15 protein-coding genes are annotated in these 16167 nt (G+C 40.4%); 8 read left to right on the forward strand and 7 right to left on the reverse strand.

Annotated elements, in window-relative coordinates; genetic code table 11:
* The first annotated feature begins 9 nt into the window (after positions 1-9).
* From ribD to ACLBWE_RS06960, 3 genes are read left to right on the forward strand one after another with little or no spacing between them, the layout of a single operon-like run.
* The gene (ribD, locus tag ACLBWE_RS06950) at positions 10-1095 is read left to right on the forward strand and encodes a bifunctional diaminohydroxyphosphoribosylaminopyrimidine deaminase/5-amino-6-(5-phosphoribosylamino)uracil reductase RibD (RefSeq protein WP_348951514.1); all 1086 of its coding nucleotides are present in this window, start codon (positions 10-12) and stop codon (positions 1093-1095) included.
* Entirely contained in the window at positions 1092-2384 is a 1293-nt protein-coding gene (locus ACLBWE_RS06955) for a DNA adenine methylase (RefSeq protein ID WP_003654420.1), read from the forward strand. Before ribD ends, ACLBWE_RS06955 begins: the two co-directional genes overlap by 4 nt.
* A 43-nt stretch (positions 2385-2427) precedes the next feature.
* Positions 2428-3087: a riboflavin synthase gene (locus ACLBWE_RS06960; protein WP_005301612.1), complete on the forward strand. Its 660-nt coding sequence runs from the start codon at positions 2428-2430 to the stop codon at positions 3085-3087.
* A gap of 61 nt (positions 3088-3148) precedes the next feature.
* On the opposite strand, the gene ACLBWE_RS06965 is transcribed toward ACLBWE_RS06960, so the two are convergent.
* From ACLBWE_RS06965 to ACLBWE_RS06980, 4 genes are all read right to left on the reverse strand, one after another.
* Positions 3149-3367, reverse strand: a complete 219-nt coding sequence (locus ACLBWE_RS06965) for a hypothetical protein (protein ID WP_003654423.1) — start codon at positions 3365-3367, stop codon at positions 3149-3151.
* A 131-nt stretch (positions 3368-3498) separates the two neighbouring features.
* A complete protein-coding gene (blhA, locus tag ACLBWE_RS06970; RefSeq protein ID WP_447601950.1) occupies positions 3499-4137 on the reverse strand; it encodes a cell division protein BlhA in 639 nt (212 codons plus the stop codon).
* A 37-nt stretch (positions 4138-4174) separates the two neighbouring features.
* Complete coding sequence (locus ACLBWE_RS06975; RefSeq protein WP_005037339.1) at positions 4175-4582, reverse strand: DNA polymerase III subunit chi; 408 nt, start codon at positions 4580-4582, stop codon at positions 4175-4177.
* Positions 4575-6023 carry a leucyl aminopeptidase gene (locus tag ACLBWE_RS06980; RefSeq protein WP_447601952.1) on the reverse strand — a complete coding sequence of 483 codons (1449 nt, stop codon included), beginning with the start codon at positions 6021-6023 and terminating at the stop codon, positions 4575-4577. Before ACLBWE_RS06980 ends, ACLBWE_RS06975 begins: the two co-directional genes overlap by 8 nt.
* A 143-nt stretch (positions 6024-6166) precedes the next feature.
* On the opposite strand from ACLBWE_RS06980, the gene lptF reads away from it, so the two are divergent.
* From lptF to ACLBWE_RS07000, 4 genes are all read left to right on the forward strand, one after another.
* A complete protein-coding gene (gene lptF / locus ACLBWE_RS06985) occupies positions 6167-7267 on the forward strand; it encodes an LPS export ABC transporter permease LptF (protein WP_151744797.1) in 1101 nt (366 codons plus the stop codon).
* Entirely contained in the window at positions 7267-8337 is a 1071-nt protein-coding gene (lptG, locus tag ACLBWE_RS06990; RefSeq protein ID WP_427962454.1) for an LPS export ABC transporter permease LptG, read from the forward strand. The genes lptF and lptG overlap by 1 nt, the downstream gene beginning before the upstream one ends.
* A 126-nt stretch (positions 8338-8463) precedes the next feature.
* A complete protein-coding gene (gene gpmI, locus ACLBWE_RS06995; RefSeq protein WP_003654432.1) occupies positions 8464-10011 on the forward strand; it encodes a 2,3-bisphosphoglycerate-independent phosphoglycerate mutase in 1548 nt (515 codons plus the stop codon).
* A gap of 15 nt (positions 10012-10026) precedes the next feature.
* Entirely contained in the window at positions 10027-11211 is a 1185-nt protein-coding gene (locus tag ACLBWE_RS07000) for a S41 family peptidase (protein ID WP_447601955.1), read from the forward strand.
* A gap of 4 nt (positions 11212-11215) precedes the next feature.
* On the opposite strand, the gene ACLBWE_RS07005 is transcribed toward ACLBWE_RS07000, so the two are convergent.
* From ACLBWE_RS07005 to gacA, 3 genes are read right to left on the reverse strand one after another with little or no spacing between them, the layout of a single operon-like run.
* Positions 11216-12634 (reverse strand): sigma-54-dependent transcriptional regulator, encoded by a 1419-nt coding sequence (locus ACLBWE_RS07005; protein WP_447601957.1) that lies wholly within the window; start codon positions 12632-12634, stop codon positions 11216-11218.
* 24 nt (positions 12635-12658) lie between these two features.
* Complete coding sequence (locus ACLBWE_RS07010; protein ID WP_348951526.1) at positions 12659-14227, reverse strand: sensor histidine kinase; 1569 nt, start codon at positions 14225-14227, stop codon at positions 12659-12661.
* A gap of 10 nt (positions 14228-14237) precedes the next feature.
* Positions 14238-14873 (reverse strand): response regulator transcription factor GacA, encoded by a 636-nt coding sequence (gacA, locus tag ACLBWE_RS07015; RefSeq protein ID WP_003654436.1) that lies wholly within the window; start codon positions 14871-14873, stop codon positions 14238-14240.
* A gap of 212 nt (positions 14874-15085) precedes the next feature.
* Here gacA and pbpG point away from each other — a divergent pair, with 212 nt between their 5' ends.
* A complete protein-coding gene (pbpG, locus tag ACLBWE_RS07020) occupies positions 15086-16132 on the forward strand; it encodes a D-alanyl-D-alanine endopeptidase PBP7/8 (RefSeq protein WP_003654437.1) in 1047 nt (348 codons plus the stop codon).
* Positions 16133-16167 lie beyond the last annotated feature (35 nt).

Below are 16167 nucleotides of genomic sequence, written 5' to 3' on the forward strand. Positions count from 1 at the left end.
GAGATTTTTATGTCTGAGTTGAAAAAAGATCAATATTGGATGCAACAAGCTATTGAACTTGCCAAACGAGGTCTATATTCGACTAAGCCTAATCCAAATGTTGGTTGTGTCATTGTCAAAGATGATCAGTTAATCGGTGAGGGCTTCCATCCTAAAGCAGGTCAACCACACGCAGAGGTTTTTGCCTTACGTCAGGCAGCTGAGCAGGCTCAAGGTGCAACAGCGTATGTGACGCTTGAGCCATGTGCACATTATGGAAGAACTCCTCCTTGTGCCGAAGCACTGGTTAAGGCACAGATTAAAAAGGTGGTTGTGGCATGTCCTGATCCAAACCCACTTGTTGCCGGTAAGGGTGTTCAGATTCTGAAAAATGCCGGAATTGAAGTAGAAGTTGGCATTTGTGAAAATTTGGCAGAAAAATTAAACCGAGGTTTCTTAAAGGCGATGTCTACGGGCATGCCTTATGTACGCTTAAAAGTAGCTTCAAGCCTAGATGGACGTACTGCAATGGCATCTGGTGAATCGAAGTGGATTACCGGTGCAGTTGCGCGTCAAGATGTACAGCATTGGCGTGCCATTTCAGGAGCAGTGATTACAGGGATTGATACTGTGATTGCAGATGACTGTCAGCTTAATGTACGAAGTCTGGACAGTGTTGATATTGAGACAATTGCACAGCCAAAACGGATTATTTTAGACCGTCAAGGTCGTTTGCCGCTCGCTGCTAAAATTTTAGAAAACCCTGAAACTGTGATGGTGATGGGGCCATATCGTCAAGAACTTGCCGATTTAGGCGTGATACAATTAGAAATTCAGCCTTTAAAAGTGCTGTTACAGACCCTATCTAAGCAATATCAAATTTATGATGTATTGGTAGAAGCCGGTGCAACATTATCTACTGCCTTTTTACAAGAAGGTTTGGTAGATGAGTTAATCAGTTATATTGCCCCGACATTATTGGGGAAAAGTGCAAGAGCCATGTTCAATGCAGAGTTTGAATATATGGCACAACAACTTCGTTTTACACTTCTTGATGTGACACAACTTGATCAAGATATACGCTTAAGGTTAATCCCTACGCAAGAGAAAGTATGAATCCAGAGCCTTCGGTTTATCACAAACGTCGTCATGCAGCCCGTACGACAGACGAATATCTTTTCCATCAGCTTGTTCCTTACTTGGGTAATAAGCGCCGATTGCTCCATCTAATTTTAGAAGCCCTTGAAATTACAGGGACGCTGAATAGCAAGAAAAAGAATCCTCCGATTTTTGCCGATTTCTTTGCCGGCAGTGGTGTAGTGTCTCGTTTGGCGCGTCAAAATGGTTACCGAGTGATTGCGAATGACTGGGAACCTTATAGCCATGCGTTAAATCATGCGATTTTAGCTTGTATTGATGCACCTGCTTTTAAAGAGCTAGGCGGGTATCAGAAGGCAATCGATTATTTAAATCGCTTACCTGAAGTTAAAGGTTGGGTAACACATAATCTTTGCCCACGTAATGATGATATTTATGATCCAGCTCGTGACCGTTTGTTCTTTAAACGCCGTAATGGTATGCGTATTGATGCGATTCGCCAGCAGATTGCAACATGGCAATCTCAAGGCGCAATTAATGATGTAGAGATGAGTGCTTTGCTCGCACCATTGCTCTATTCAGCAAGTTTTGTCAGTAACACCAGTGGCGTATTTAAAAGCTTCCACCAAGGGTGGGGCGGACGTACACAAACTGCGTTAGAACGAATTGAATCATTACTTTGGTTAACACCGAGCCGTTTTTGCGAGATTGGTGACCGTAAACGTCCTGCTGCTGAAATGTGGTGTGTAGATTCACAGCATCTAGCAAATCAAATGAGTGGTTTTGAAGTAGATGTTGCCTATCTTGATCCACCGTATAATCAGCATGCATATAGTAGTAATTACCATGTTTTGAATGCATTAACTTTATGGGATCAGGTCGATTTACCTTCACCAGATACCAAAGGTTATAAGAGCGGAATTGATAGAGCTTGGCGTAAAGAGCGTCCAAGTCCATATAACTCTTCTAAATATGCGAAAGATGCGTATGAAAAACTGCTTTCAACCATCAATGCCCGCTATATTCTGACCAGTTATTCAACTGATGGTAATATCGAGCCGAAAGATTTGCTGATGGCCAATCTGGAGCGGGGCAAAGTGACCTTGTTAACACAAGATGTTCCGCGCTATCGAGTAAGTAAACAGCGACAGTCTGAACGTGCACGCGTGCTTGAGTTTATTGTGATTACTGATACTCATGCCAAGTCAGGACCACCATTACGTCAGTTATTAGGCCAGCTTTACCACTTCGCCGAGCTAGGTGGTGTAGATACCTCAGGTAATAGCACACAGCTCGCACTTTGGTAAGCGCTGCAATTTAAGCAGTGTAAAAAGATTTGGAGATTGAGCCATGTTTACAGGCATTATTGAAAGTTTAGGAAAAGTTGAAAGCCTGCAAAGCGTAGGTGGTGATGTGCGTTTACGTATTCAGACTGATCTGGATATGTCAGATGTACATTTGGGTGACTCAATTGCGACCAATGGTATTTGTCTCACCGTGATTGAATGGGGCGATAATTGGTATGCAGCTGATGTTTCTCGTGAAAGCTTGAACCGAACGACTTTGGGTAACTGGAAAGTTGGGCAACGTGTCAATGTTGAAAAAGCAATGTTACCGACAACACGCTTTGGTGGACACATTGTAAGTGGTCACGTTGATGGCGTGGGTGAAATTACCGTAGTACGTGAAGATGCTCGCTCAATCTATTATGAAGTGACGGCACCCGCAGAACTTGCTAAATATTTAGCGGAAAAAGGTTCTGTGACGGTAGATGGGATTAGTTTAACGATTAACCACTTACGTGGGAATATTTTAAGCTTGAACTTAATTCCGCACACAGCAGAACGTACTAACATTGGAACATGGCAAGTAGGCAGCAAGGTAAACCTTGAAGTCGATGTTTTAGCGCGTTATATCGAGCGTTTATTGCTAGGTGACAAAGCTGCTGAACAAAAAACAGAGTCAAATATTAGTATGGCTTTTTTAGCTGAGAATGGTTTTTTAAAATAAAAAGCTAAATCGTTAAAATAAAAAAAACCGGACACTTGTTCCGGTTTTTTATTTTGAAAACTTAATGCTTGGTTAGCGTAACCGAGTGTGTGCCGACCCATGGCTTGTTATGCTGAGTGCGAGTAATTGTAAAATCACGGGTTTCAGACTCACGTGTAAGTAAGATAGATAAAGAGTTAAAGTCATTATGACTCATATAAAATTCTTGTGCTGAAAACGTCCATTGCTCACCCTGATTAAGCTGTTCAACTTGCTTTGAAATCTGATGCAGAATGTCCATCTCTTATCCTCATTAATTATCTTGAATAGTTACTTTTCATTCTTATAATTAATTGATCTATAAGAATAATCTATATGTCTATTCTGTGACATATACGTGTCACTTTTATGACAAAAGAAATATTTAAAGGTTTACTTTTCTATTTTTTCATCAGAAAACTTAGAATTCTTTAAAATGTATTCAATTTCTTCTTGAGCTGCCGAATTTAGCTTGGCTCGGAAAGCCGTTACAGACTGTTCAATTAAGCTCTCAGCTTCAAGTTCTAAACGAATACGTAAACTTTCAAGCTCAGATAAGATTTGATCATCGGTAATACTAAGTTTTACACCAGCAGAGTAATTGACTGCTGGTGTTTCAGGATTTTTCTGATAACGCGCGGTTTGCTCTGCAATCTCTTGTTCTAAATGGCTACGTAATGTGTGTAACGTTTCAGTCTGTTCATTAAACTTACGAATTTCATCTGCTTGCAACTCCGCAGCATAAGCAGCTTCTGATGCACGTTTGTCAGCAAGTGCTTTTTCTAAAGCAAGTTGACGACGAATACGTGCTTGCTCAATGAGCTCTGCTTTGAGGTCTGCGTAGGCTTGTTCAATTTTTTGCTGTGATTCTAACTGCGCTTTTTCGTCATTTAAAACCCAAAGCTGAATAGGGGTTTGGGGTTCGAGTAGATCGCAAATACGTGCCAGATCCTGTTGATAGGTATGACGGACAGCTTCAGGCGCATTTAACCATCTTTTTTTAAAATCTTGCCCGACATTTAATGCCACCATGGTTCTCCTTGATCAACAGTATTTACATTTTAGCGCGTTATAATTTAAAGGTCCGCGGTTCTATACCCAAACGGCGATACATTTTAAATTTTTCTCGACCAATTTGCTTGGCTGTTTCATTATTTTCAACAATTTCTATAATGTGGCTAAAATGATCAACTTGTTCAAGTGCATGATTGTTAAAATTAAATACTAACAAGCCTTGTTCAAGTGGTTGTTTAGCCGAAATACATACAGCAGCATCAGGCTGGTCAACACCATGCCCAATGAAACTGACTGGGTCAAATTCCCATAATCTTTCATCAAGCATCTGTTGTAGCTGCACATCTGGGCAATACCACCAGATTTTAGGATGCTTCTGTAATATTTTTCGACATAAACGGCAAGCACTATCGACTTGCCGTTCTTCGCTGGTTTCAAACAGATAAAAACTAACTTTAGCCATTCGTATTTACACGATTCGCTAAAAATTGCATGAGTAATGGTACTGGGCGACCTGTTGCACCTTTAGCTGGACCAGATAACCATGCTGTTCCTGCTACATCTAAATGAGCCCAACGATATTCACGTGTAAATCGCTCAAGGAAACATGCAGCCGTAATCGCGCCGCCATATGGTCCACCGATGTTTGCAATATCTGCAAATGGTGAGTCAAGTAACTCTTGATAATCGTCAATGACAGGCATACGCCATACACGGTCAAACGATTGCTCGCCCGCTTGTTGGAGCTCGGCTGCTAAAGCATCATCAGGTGAGAACAAACCACTGAGTACTTTTCCTAAAGCGACTACACACGCACCTGTTAACGTCGCAATATCCACCACTACTGCTGGATTGAAGCGTTTGATATAGGTCAATGTGTCACACAGTACAAGACGGCCTTCAGCATCTGTATTCAAGATTTCAACAGTTTGCCCGCTCATGGTTGTCACAATGTCACCTGGACGAGTTGCTTTACCAGAAGGCATATTTTCTGCTGCTGCAATTGCACCTACCACATGAATATGAAGTTTTGCTTCGCATAGTGCACGAATGGTACCCAGTACAGAGGCTGCACCGCACATGTCGAATTTCATTTCATCCATGCCAAGACCTGGTTTTAAAGAAATCCCGCCTGTATCAAAAGTTACGCCTTTACCAACGAGAACAACTGGAGCTTGATCAATCTGTGCTTGATATTCGAGAGTTACGATACGACCCGGACGTTCAGATCCTTTGCTTACTGCAAGAAAAGCGTACATGCCTAAATCAGCCATTTGTTGCTCATTTAAAACAGTTACTTTAAGTAAGTCAGGGAATTCTGCGGCTAAAGCTAGAGCCTGTTCTGCCAAATATTCTGGGAAACAAATATTCCCCGGACGGTTGCCAAGATCACGTGCATAAGACTGACCAGACTGTACTGCATGTACTAAATTCAGTTGTTTTTCATCTAGGCTAGTTGTTGAACTAATTAAATCAACCTGTTGTAACACAAATTCATTTTTTTTCGATTTAAACTCATCATAACCATAAGCTGCTTGAGTTAAGCTTAAAGCAAATAAATAATGGTGCTCGACAGGTAACCCAGCAATATCAATTGCGATATGCTTAAATTTATTTTGTGTCGATTTGATAATAGTTTGAGCCAATTTAGCTAACTTAACTGTCTGAAGTTCGGCTGTTTTTCCTAAGCCAAGTAATTGGCTATGAGGCTGATTTGAAATCTGGCCAAACAGTGGCAGAGTTTCATTGAAGTTGCCTTTAAATTGGGTAGCGCTAAGAACGCTTTCTAGGTTATTGATTTGATATGTGTTGACGTTGCTTTGTAGCTGTTCTGAATCAACTAAAACCCACAAAGATTCATTAGATGTCTGTTCGGGAAAAGTTGTGTAAGTTGTAAATTTCATGGCTGTCGTGATTGCCTATAGAAAGTTATGATGAATTAAAACATTGAAACACTTTCAAGCATAGCGTTGCAATGTGCGGTTTTATATTTTTAACATTCGGGTAAACTAGCAGTCGTCCCGATTAGCCTTTTGGAAGTATTACTTTGATTATTCGGCGTTATCTCGTCAAGCAAGTTGTCTCTACCTCATTGGTGGTCATTTCCTTATTGACCTTAATCATGATGGGTGGTCGTCTGATCAAATACTTTGGTGTGGCGGCGCAGGGGCGTTTAGATGCCAGTATCTTGTTTAGCATCATTGGATATCGTTTACCTGAATTTCTAACACTCATTTTACCACTGGGTTTTTTCATTGGTTTAATGTTGGTGTTTGGTCGTTTATATGTTGACCATGAAATGGCAGTACTGAACGGTAGTGGTGTAAGCCGTCATCAATTAGCACGATTACTCATTCCAATGACGCTTGTTTATATGGTTTGTCAGTCTGTGCTTATGCTCTGGATGACGCCGTGGGGACTACGTGAGTTTGAAAAATTAACCACCACCCAAGCGGTTCGGACAGGCTTCGATTTGGTTCGCCCAAGAGAATTTATTTCTTCTGGACCCTATACGATTTATGCAGGTTCCTTGTCAGAAGACCGAAAGAATTTGAAGGACATTTTCTTTTATCAACGTGCGACCAAAGAAGATAAGCCAGATGTCATGATCTTGGCAAAAGAAGCGACTCGTGTAGAAGTTGCAAATGACACAGCCAATGTCGTTGATCTGGTGCAAGGCCGTCGTTATGAAATATTCCCGGGACAACCAAAATATACACAAGCAGAGTTTCAGTCTTATCGTCTACGTTTAGAAAATGATAAAGATGTTAAGTTTGAAAGTGGCGATGTAGAAGCATTATCAACGACTAAACTCTTTTCAAAAACAAATGATCCAGTCATAAGAAGCGAGTTGGGATGGCGTTTGTTTGGACCATTCACCATTATGATTGCTTTAATGCTTTCTGTGGCATTGTCTGAGGTGAGTCCAAGACAAGGTCGTTATTACCGTCTTATTCCGGCGATTTTTATTTTTTCCAGTCTGATTGTATTAATGATTGCAATCAAGACTCGTATTAGTAAAGAAGAACTCGATATTTGGGCTTATCCTGCCGTGTTGGTTGTTTATGGCGTTGCAGCTGCCTTATTTTCACGTAAACAGAAGTTGGCACCTAAAATCAAGAAACAGATCAAGCGAGTGAAATTATAATGTTAGCACGTCGAATAGTCGCCAAATATGTGACGAAAACCACTGCGCTTGCAATGTTTGGCACCACAGTTGTTTTGTCGATTTTACAGATCTTATTTACGTACCTTGGCGAGTTGGGTGAACTCAAACCAGACTATAACGCATGGCAAGCTCTCATCTATGTGTTGTGGGGAGCGCCTCGTTATCTATATGAAATTTTGCCTATTTCTGCCTTGATTGGTGCTGTAATCGGTTTAGGTTCACTAGCGACTAGCAGTGAACTTATTGTTATGCGCTCTGCTGGTATTAGCTTATGGCGTATTGTTGGTTGGGTGATGCGCTCAGCTTTACTGCTTATTATTTTGTCGTTTGCCTTAAGTGAGTGGGTTATCCCTTATACGAATGAAAAAGCACAAAGTGTTAAAAGCCACCGCTCTGTAGCTGCTTTAGGTGAAGTGAAAGGTTATTGGTCACGTGAAGGACAGCGATTTATCTATATCGACTATGCTAACTCTCAAGGCAATTTAAAAGATATTCAAGTGGTCGATTTTGACCAGAACTATTACTTACAATCATTAATCAATGCTCAGCAAGGACAGTTCGTAAAAGATGGTCAATGGGCTTTGAAGAAAGCAGAACAAATGGATATTTTGGCGACAGGCAATGCCATCAAGACTGACCATGATGAACAATCGCTTGCTTTAGCATTACAGCCTAAATATGTGCATATGGTGACTTTAGATCCTGAAGATTTATCGCCAAGCCAACTGATTAGCTTCATGCGTTATATGGATGAATATAGTCAGGTACCAAAGACTTACCAGTTGGCTTTCTGGCAAAAAGTTGCTTCGCCATTTTCGTTGATCGCTCTGGTTCTAGTGGCGTGTTCATTCATTTTTGGACCATTACGCCAACAATCGATGGGTTTCCGTTTGGTAATTGCATTGTTTATTGGTTTGAGTTTCTATTATTTGCAAGATTTCTTGGGCTATGCCAGCTTGGTTTATGCCCCATCTCCTGCATGGTTCGTACTCGTACCTATCTTGTTAATGTTTGGCGCCGGAAGTTATTTGCTTTACCGCGCTCGCTAGTAATAATTGAAATTTATGGTTTTCATCAATCGTAGATATTGGTGAAAGCCATAGGAAAAAATAGAGTCTTGACCGAAAATTCGGTAAGATATCGTGACGAAATTGTAGACAAAAGAGAAATAGATTATGACGGATGCAACTGCTGGCAAGATCCCTCACGTTCTGGTCATTATGGATGGTGTTGGTCACCGTGAAGCAATTGAAGATAATGCTTTTCTTGCAGCAAAAACACCGAATTTGGCGGCAATGACAGCAAAGCATCCAAATAGTCTAATTTCTGGTTCTGGTGAAGATGTTGGTTTGCCTGATGGACAAATGGGTAACTCTGAAGTCGGCCATATGAATCTTGGTGCTGGTCGTGTTTTGTATCAAGACTTTACCCGTATTACTAAAGATATTCGTACTGGCGACTTTTTTAAACATGAAGTGTTGATTGACGCCGTTGAAAAAGCCAAAGCTGCTGGTGGTGCTGTTCATATTATGGGGTTGCTTTCAGACGGTGGCGTTCATTCACATGAAGACCATATTGTGGCGATGTGTGAGCTTGCATTAAAGCGTGGTGCAAAAGTTTATTTACATGCTTTCCTTGATGGTCGTGATACACCTCCACGTAGTGCTCAGCCGTCTTTAGAAAAATTAGATGCATTATTCGCTCAGTATCCAGACCAAGGCCGTATCGCGACTATGATTGGCCGCTACTTTGCAATGGACCGCGATAACCGTTGGGATCGTGTTGAGCAAGCTTATCGCTTGTTGACCGAAGGCGAGGCACTTCGTACTGCGCAAACAGCAGTGGAAGGGTTAGAGTTAGCTTATGCAGCCAATGAAAACGATGAGTTTGTAAAAGCGACTCGTATTGGTGATGTTGCTAAAGTGCAAGACGGCGATAGCGTTGTATTTATGAATTTTCGTGCTGACCGAGCTCGTGAAATTACTCGTGCATTTGTAGAAAAAGACTTTGCAGGTTTTGAGCGTAAAGTTGTACCAAACCTTTCTAAATTTGTCATGCTAACCCGTTATCAAGCTAGCATTGATGCGCCAGTTGCATACATGCCAGAAGCATTAAAAAATTCATTGGGTGAATATTTATCTTCTCTTGGAAAGACTCAGTTACGTATTGCCGAAACTGAAAAATATGCTCATGTAACGTTCTTCTTTAGTGGCGGGCGTGAAGATGAATATCCGGGCGAAAAGCGTATTTTGATTCCATCTCCAAACGTTGCAACGTATGACCTTAAGCCTGAAATGAGTGCTTATGAAGTAACTGATGAATTGGTTAAAGCCATTAATTCTGGCGAATACGATTTATTGGTTGTGAACTATGCCAATGGTGATATGGTAGGTCATACAGGTATTTTTGATGCTGCAGTTAAAGCAGTTGAAGCAGTCGACCTCTGCCTAGGACGTGTCTATGAAGCGGTAATGGCAAAGAAAGGCCATATGTTGATTACTGCTGACCATGGTAACGTTGAACAAATGCAAGACTATGAAAGTGGTCAAGTTCATACTCAACATACAACGGAACTTGTACCGTTTATCTATGTTGGCCCAACACAAGCAACAATTGCAGAAGGTGGTGTGCTTGCCGATGTAGCACCTACGATTCTCAATTTAATGCAGATTCCTGTTCCTGCTGAAATGCAAGGACGTAATCTGATTACATTATCTGCATAAGCCATAGGTGATTGGATGCTGCAACACATTAAATATAAAAAACTTATTGTAAGTATGTTGCTGTGTTGCAGCCAATTTGCTTTTGCAGCGCCAGTTGTAAAAGAGAAATTGTCACCTCTGCATTCCGATTCGGAAGAACCGGAACATAGTTATGCAGAGGTACCGATTGAGTCGATTCAACAGTTTGTTCAAATCTATGGAATCGTTCGAGATAATTACGTTGACGTGAAGTCCGACGATGCCTTATTTCAACAAGCCATTAAAGGGCTGGTGAGTGGGCTAGATCGTTACTCGCGCTATTTGTCGGCAGAAGAATATCGTCAATTGATTCAATATACCGAAGGTGACCTTGCCTCGGTTGATTTTGCTTTAAGCCCTGAATTGCATGTCCATAAATGGATGATTCGTGATCTTAAAACTGGCTCAGACTCATACAAATTAGGTTTGAGAAATGGTCAAGTGATTCTCAAGATTGATAATCAAGACTTAAAAAATTTAAACCAAGATCAGGTGCTAGGGCTGCTTTATGGCTCTATCGGAAGTACGCTTCAAGTACAAGCAGAAGATTTAAATGGAAACATCAACTTAGTTCGTAATAAAAAAATAGAAACCGATATAGAACCTGTAATGCTACATAATCAGGTTTTGGTGCTAAAAATTAGAGTATTCCAGCAAGACACGGCAAATGAAATTAAACGGTTAATTGAAGAAAATAGTTCACCACGTTTAAAAGCCGTTTTAATCGATTTACGAAACAATCCGGGGGGATTGTTATCAGCAGCAGTCGAGTCGGCAGATTTATTTCTAAATAGTGGGATTATCGTTTCAACTAAAAGCCGTTCGGAAGGTAATCAGCAATTTCAGGCTCTGCCAGGCAATGAATTTCAGAATATAAAATTAGGTATATTAATTAATCATCGTTCTGCATCGGCAGCCGAAGTTTTTACTGCGGCCATGAAAGAACACCAGCGTGCTTGGGTAATCGGTGAAAAAAGTTATGGGAAAGGCGTAGTGCAGAAACTGTTTCCTTTGCCAAGTGGTGCGGCACTGCAAATGACAGTCTCACACTATTACACGCCAAATGGCAATATGATTGAAGGGCAAGGTATTCAGCCTAACCAGAGCTATCCTTTGCCCCCAGAAATGAAAGAAGACGTATATTTAGATCGCGTTGCAGACTTATTTCTAAAGAAAAAATAGTCTTTTATACTTCCTCTCCCAATTCGGTATCTAAGCCAAACTTTTTCAGTCGATAGCGTAAAGAGCGAAATGTCATTCCTAGCTTTTTAGCTGCTAAGGTCCGGTTCCAATGTGTCATGTCCAACGCGTTCAGTAGAATATCTTTTTCAATATTTTCTAAGTAGCGTTCTAAGCCTTCCATTGGTAATTTTGGCCGAGTCTGAGTAATCGCAGTTGATGTGTCATTCACTTGTTTAGTTGTGATTTGCGAGTTAACGCTACTGCCCCTGAGAGGAGGTGCTAAGTGTGTTAAATCAATACATTCATCATCACTTAAGGTAATGGCTCGTTCAATCATATTTCTTAATTCACGAACATTACCTGGAAAATCTTGCTGCAATAAATAAGTTTCAGCAGTAGTGGTTAATTGTTTGCTTGGAATTTCCCATTCCATACAAACCTTTTGAATAAAATGATTGGCTAATAACAAAATATCGCCACCGCGCTCACGCAGTGGTGGCAACATGATATCCATAACATGAATACGGAAAAATAAGTCCTGACGGAATTTGCCTTGTCGGACTAATAACTCTAAATCTTGGTGGCTGGCGCTAATCACCCGAAAATCAACATCGATTTCCTGATCTGAACCTACTGGACGAATTTTTTTCTCTTGTACTGCCCGAAGTAATTTGACTTGCATACTTAAAGGCAATTCGGCAATTTCATCTAAAAATAAGCTGCCGCCATGAGCGGATAAAATAAGGCCTTGTTTGTCTTGGGTAGCTCCAGTAAAACTGCCTTTTTTATGTCCAAAAAGTTCACTTTCCATGAGCTCAGTTGGAATTGCTCCACAGTTAATTGCAATAAACGGACCTTCGCTGCGGTTACTCAAACGGTGAATAAGATTAGCAACAACTTCTTTACCTGTACCAGACTCGCCTGTAACAAACACAGGAGCTTGGGAACGAGCTATTTTTTTTATAGCAATACGCAAGTTTTGTATCGGTGGAGAACGTCCGATTAATAGGTCATTCTCCAACGTTATTTCACCAAACTCATGCTCTGGTTTTGGCTGATTTAGCGCTTTTTTTAATAACTGATCTAAATGAATTTGGTTAATAGGTTTACTTACAAAATCAAAAGCTCCCGCCTTTAATGCTGCAATGGCAATATCCATATTGCCGTACGCAGTTAGAACTGCAATTGGTGTGTGAGAATAAGTTTGAGAAACATGTTTAACTAATTCTAAACCGCTACCATCGGGTAGGTTTAAATCGGTTAAGCATGCATCGTAATGAAACTGAGTAAAGAGTTGTTTGGCCTGTTCAACCCGATAAGCAAGATGTGTTTTAATCCCCATTCGCGCAAGAGTCATTTGCATTAAAAGGCACAAATCTTCTTCATCGTCTACAAGCAAAACTAGTGGTTGCTGTTCTGCCATTTCCCCAAAAACCTAATAAAAAAATCAATATATTATTGGGCATTCCATTTGGAAGCATGCCCCTTGTTTTTGCTCTACATACGTGAGCTTTGCATGGTTTGCCTCACAAAAACTATGAGACAAATATAATCCTAAACCAGTTCCATTAATTTCGGTACTAAAAAATGGTTTAAATAATTGAGATATATCACGTTTTGAAACACCTTCGCCGTAATCGATCACATCAATATAAATTTTATTTGTTTGTGAGTGAATGTTGATCAGAACATGGGGTGAATTGGGGGCATTATGTCGTACAGCATTCCTGACAAGGTTAATCAGCACTTGTCTTAGTTGTTTCTCGTCAAATAATAATTTTAAGGATGAATCAGAAATTTTAAGCTGTATAGAATGTTTAACATCCGATAGATCTTCGTCTAATAACGTCTTTATGAAATTGTTTAATTCAATCTGGATTGGATGAGTTCTTTCGCTGCTGGCAAGTCCTAAGGTGTCTTGAACAATACTATCGATGCGTTTTGTTTGCTTGCCAATCATACGGCGTAAAGTATTTTGCTGCTCTAAATCACTATCTTTAAGTAATTCATTTGCTTGAACAATTGCTGCCAGAGGATTACGGATTTCATGTGCAATACTGGCTGAAAGTTGCCCTAAAGCAGCAAGTTTGAGTTGTTGAGCTTGCTGATTAATGTGTTGTGCATCTTGTAAGATGAGTAGCGTCAATGCTTGTTGTGGCACCACAAGATGCTGAACTTTAATGTTAATAGAGTAAGCCGACAGCCGAGACTCAAAAATAAATCGATCACCTTCTTGTAGGTTATCAAACTTAAGAATTTCAAATAAATCGGGGTGCCATTTAGCTAAAGGATATTTTTCACTGGCAAATTGTGGGGGAATGCCTAACAGAGAGCAGGCGGCCGGATTACTTAGAACAATGTCGTAGTTTTCATCTAGAACAAGATAGCCTTCTTCAATTTGTTCCAAAATATAGCGGTTAATATTTTGTAGTTGATAGAGTTCTATTGATTGGTGGAAAGTTAGCGCCTCAAGTAATTTAAAGCGCTGAACCGCAATTTGTCCGATCCCATGCACCACAAAAAATAAGAAGGCTAATAAAGCACTATTACCAATAGTATTTAGATTATTGTAGTCAAATAAACTACCGACAAAACGTTGGTAAATAACGGCAATGACCGCAAGTAATGTAATGAGTAAAGACATTCTTGCGCTGAGTAAAATTGCCGAGGTAAATATAGTAATAACATACAGCAAGCTGAGTTGTAGATTTGGTTCACCTACAGAAAATGTAAGTAAACTCAGACAGATAACATCAACTACAAAAAATAAAATAAGCTGCTTTGTTGCCTGAGTTGAAATAAACTTAAAACACAAAAGCTGAAGAAGGCTTAATATGGAATAGCCAAGCAGTGTGTAAGAATATAAAACGGGCTGTTGTAGACTATTGTCGATTTGAGCATCGGTTAAAACCAAAATAATATTGAGGCTAACCGCAATAATAAGACGATATAAACCATACCACGTGCCCAAACGAAAAATCGTATTGGACAACGATGAGTTTAAGGGAAATTGCATATAAGTTTGATTACGGCTTGATCAGACCATACCGAATCGCAAGATGAGTTAGTTTAACATCACTATCGATGGCGAGCTTTTCAAAAATACGGTAGCGGTAAGTATTCACCGTTTTGACACTTACAAAAAGTTTGTCCGCAATTTCTTGAGCGCTAATACAATTTACAACCATCATTGCAACTTGCATTTCTCGTTCGGATAGGGCGTCAAAAGGTGATTGTTGTGTGTCGGATAGATAGGAACTCGCCAACTGCTCAGCAATATCTGCACTGAAGTATTTACCACCTTGCATGACTTTGTTGATTGCTCGAACCATCTCTGTAATTGGAGCACCTTTCGTGATGTAGCCTTTAGCTCCTGCTTTAAGCAAAAGAGAAGGGTAAGGTTCTTCTGATAAGCCACTTACAGCAATAACTTTTGTATCTGGTGCGGTTTGTAGTAAACGACGCGTTGTTTCTACGCCCCCGATGCCTGGCATGTTGACATCAAGTAGCACAACTTGAGGATGTTTCTGACGAACAATAGCAATTGCTTCTTCACCCGATTCGGCTTGTCCAATGACCTCTACATCGGCATGATCTTCTAACATACGGCAAATGCCTGTACGTACAAGTTCATGGTCATCCACAACTAAAACTGTAATCAAGAAGACCTCCTTTCTTTCAAAAAACAAGTTTTTTGTTACATAAAGCAAAATTAGCTTGCAATGGAATGACAAAATTAGCAATCCTATTCTTATATAGTGAGCGAATAGTTGTGCACAATTGTGTCGGTAAAAGCGTTATACCTTATACCTCAAATGTAAGGCATAATTATAGTAAGCGCAAATGTGTATCACCCTGAGTCGAGTATTGTGCCGTGAAAAATTCTAAAAAGTCTTTAATACATGTGCTGAGCATGTCTATTTTGCTTAGTTTGAGTTCAACAAGCTTTGCAGAACTCGTCAATAACCCGTCCTCAGGGAGTGGTGGGAGTGCAAGTTTAAATTGGTCTTCAGCTGACGCTAGCCAACTTTTGAATGATGAAGATGATGAGCCAACTATACAAGGGTCAACATCTGTAACTACAACTTTACGTGGTGGTAATGCACCCAAAGTTGTGGCATCTGCACCAAAATTTGCTCAAATCCGCGATACCTCTGGTTACAATGCTCAGCCGAGTGTAAGTGCTCGCGCTGCGTTAGTGATGGATGCGCAAACTGGTGAAGTGTTGTTTAGTAAAAATACGAATGCTTCTGTGCCAATTGCATCTATTACCAAGTTAATGACAGCAGTGGTAACGGCAGATGCCCGTTTAAACATGTCAGAAGAAATTATGCTTGAGCAAATTGATTTTGCGGGGGCAAACGGTAAAAATTCAAGTTCAACACTCCGTGTTGGCGACAAGATGAACCGTGCAGAAGTGTTGTTGTTTGCTTTAATGAAGTCTGAAAATCCGGCAGCGGCTGCTTTAGCGCGTACTTATCCGGGTGGTCGTCCTGCATTCGTTGCTGCAATGAACTCTAAAGCACGTGCTTTAGGTATGAATGCAACTCATTATTATGAATCTACAGGCTTAGATCCGCGCAATGTATCTTCTGCGCGTGACTTAGGGATTTTGGCAAGTACTGCTTCTCAGTATGGCTTAATTCGTCAATTTTCAACCACACCAACTTATGATTTCAACTTGGGTTATCGCGTATTGAAATCTAACAATACCAATGCTCTAGTGCGTAATGGTGGTTGGAATATTAACTTGTCTAAAACGGGTTATATCAATGAAGCAGGTCGCTGTGTTGTCATGCATACGACTGTAAACTCACGTCCAGCAGTGATTGTATTGCTTGGTGAGCCAAGTTCGCAAGCACGTAATAATGATGCAACTAACCTATTGAGTTGGTTAAGTAATTTACCAAAACGTATTTAATTTAATTATTCTAAAAACGCTTCTATCAAGAAGCG

This window comes from Acinetobacter sp. M5A5_2a (assembly GCF_053345265.1).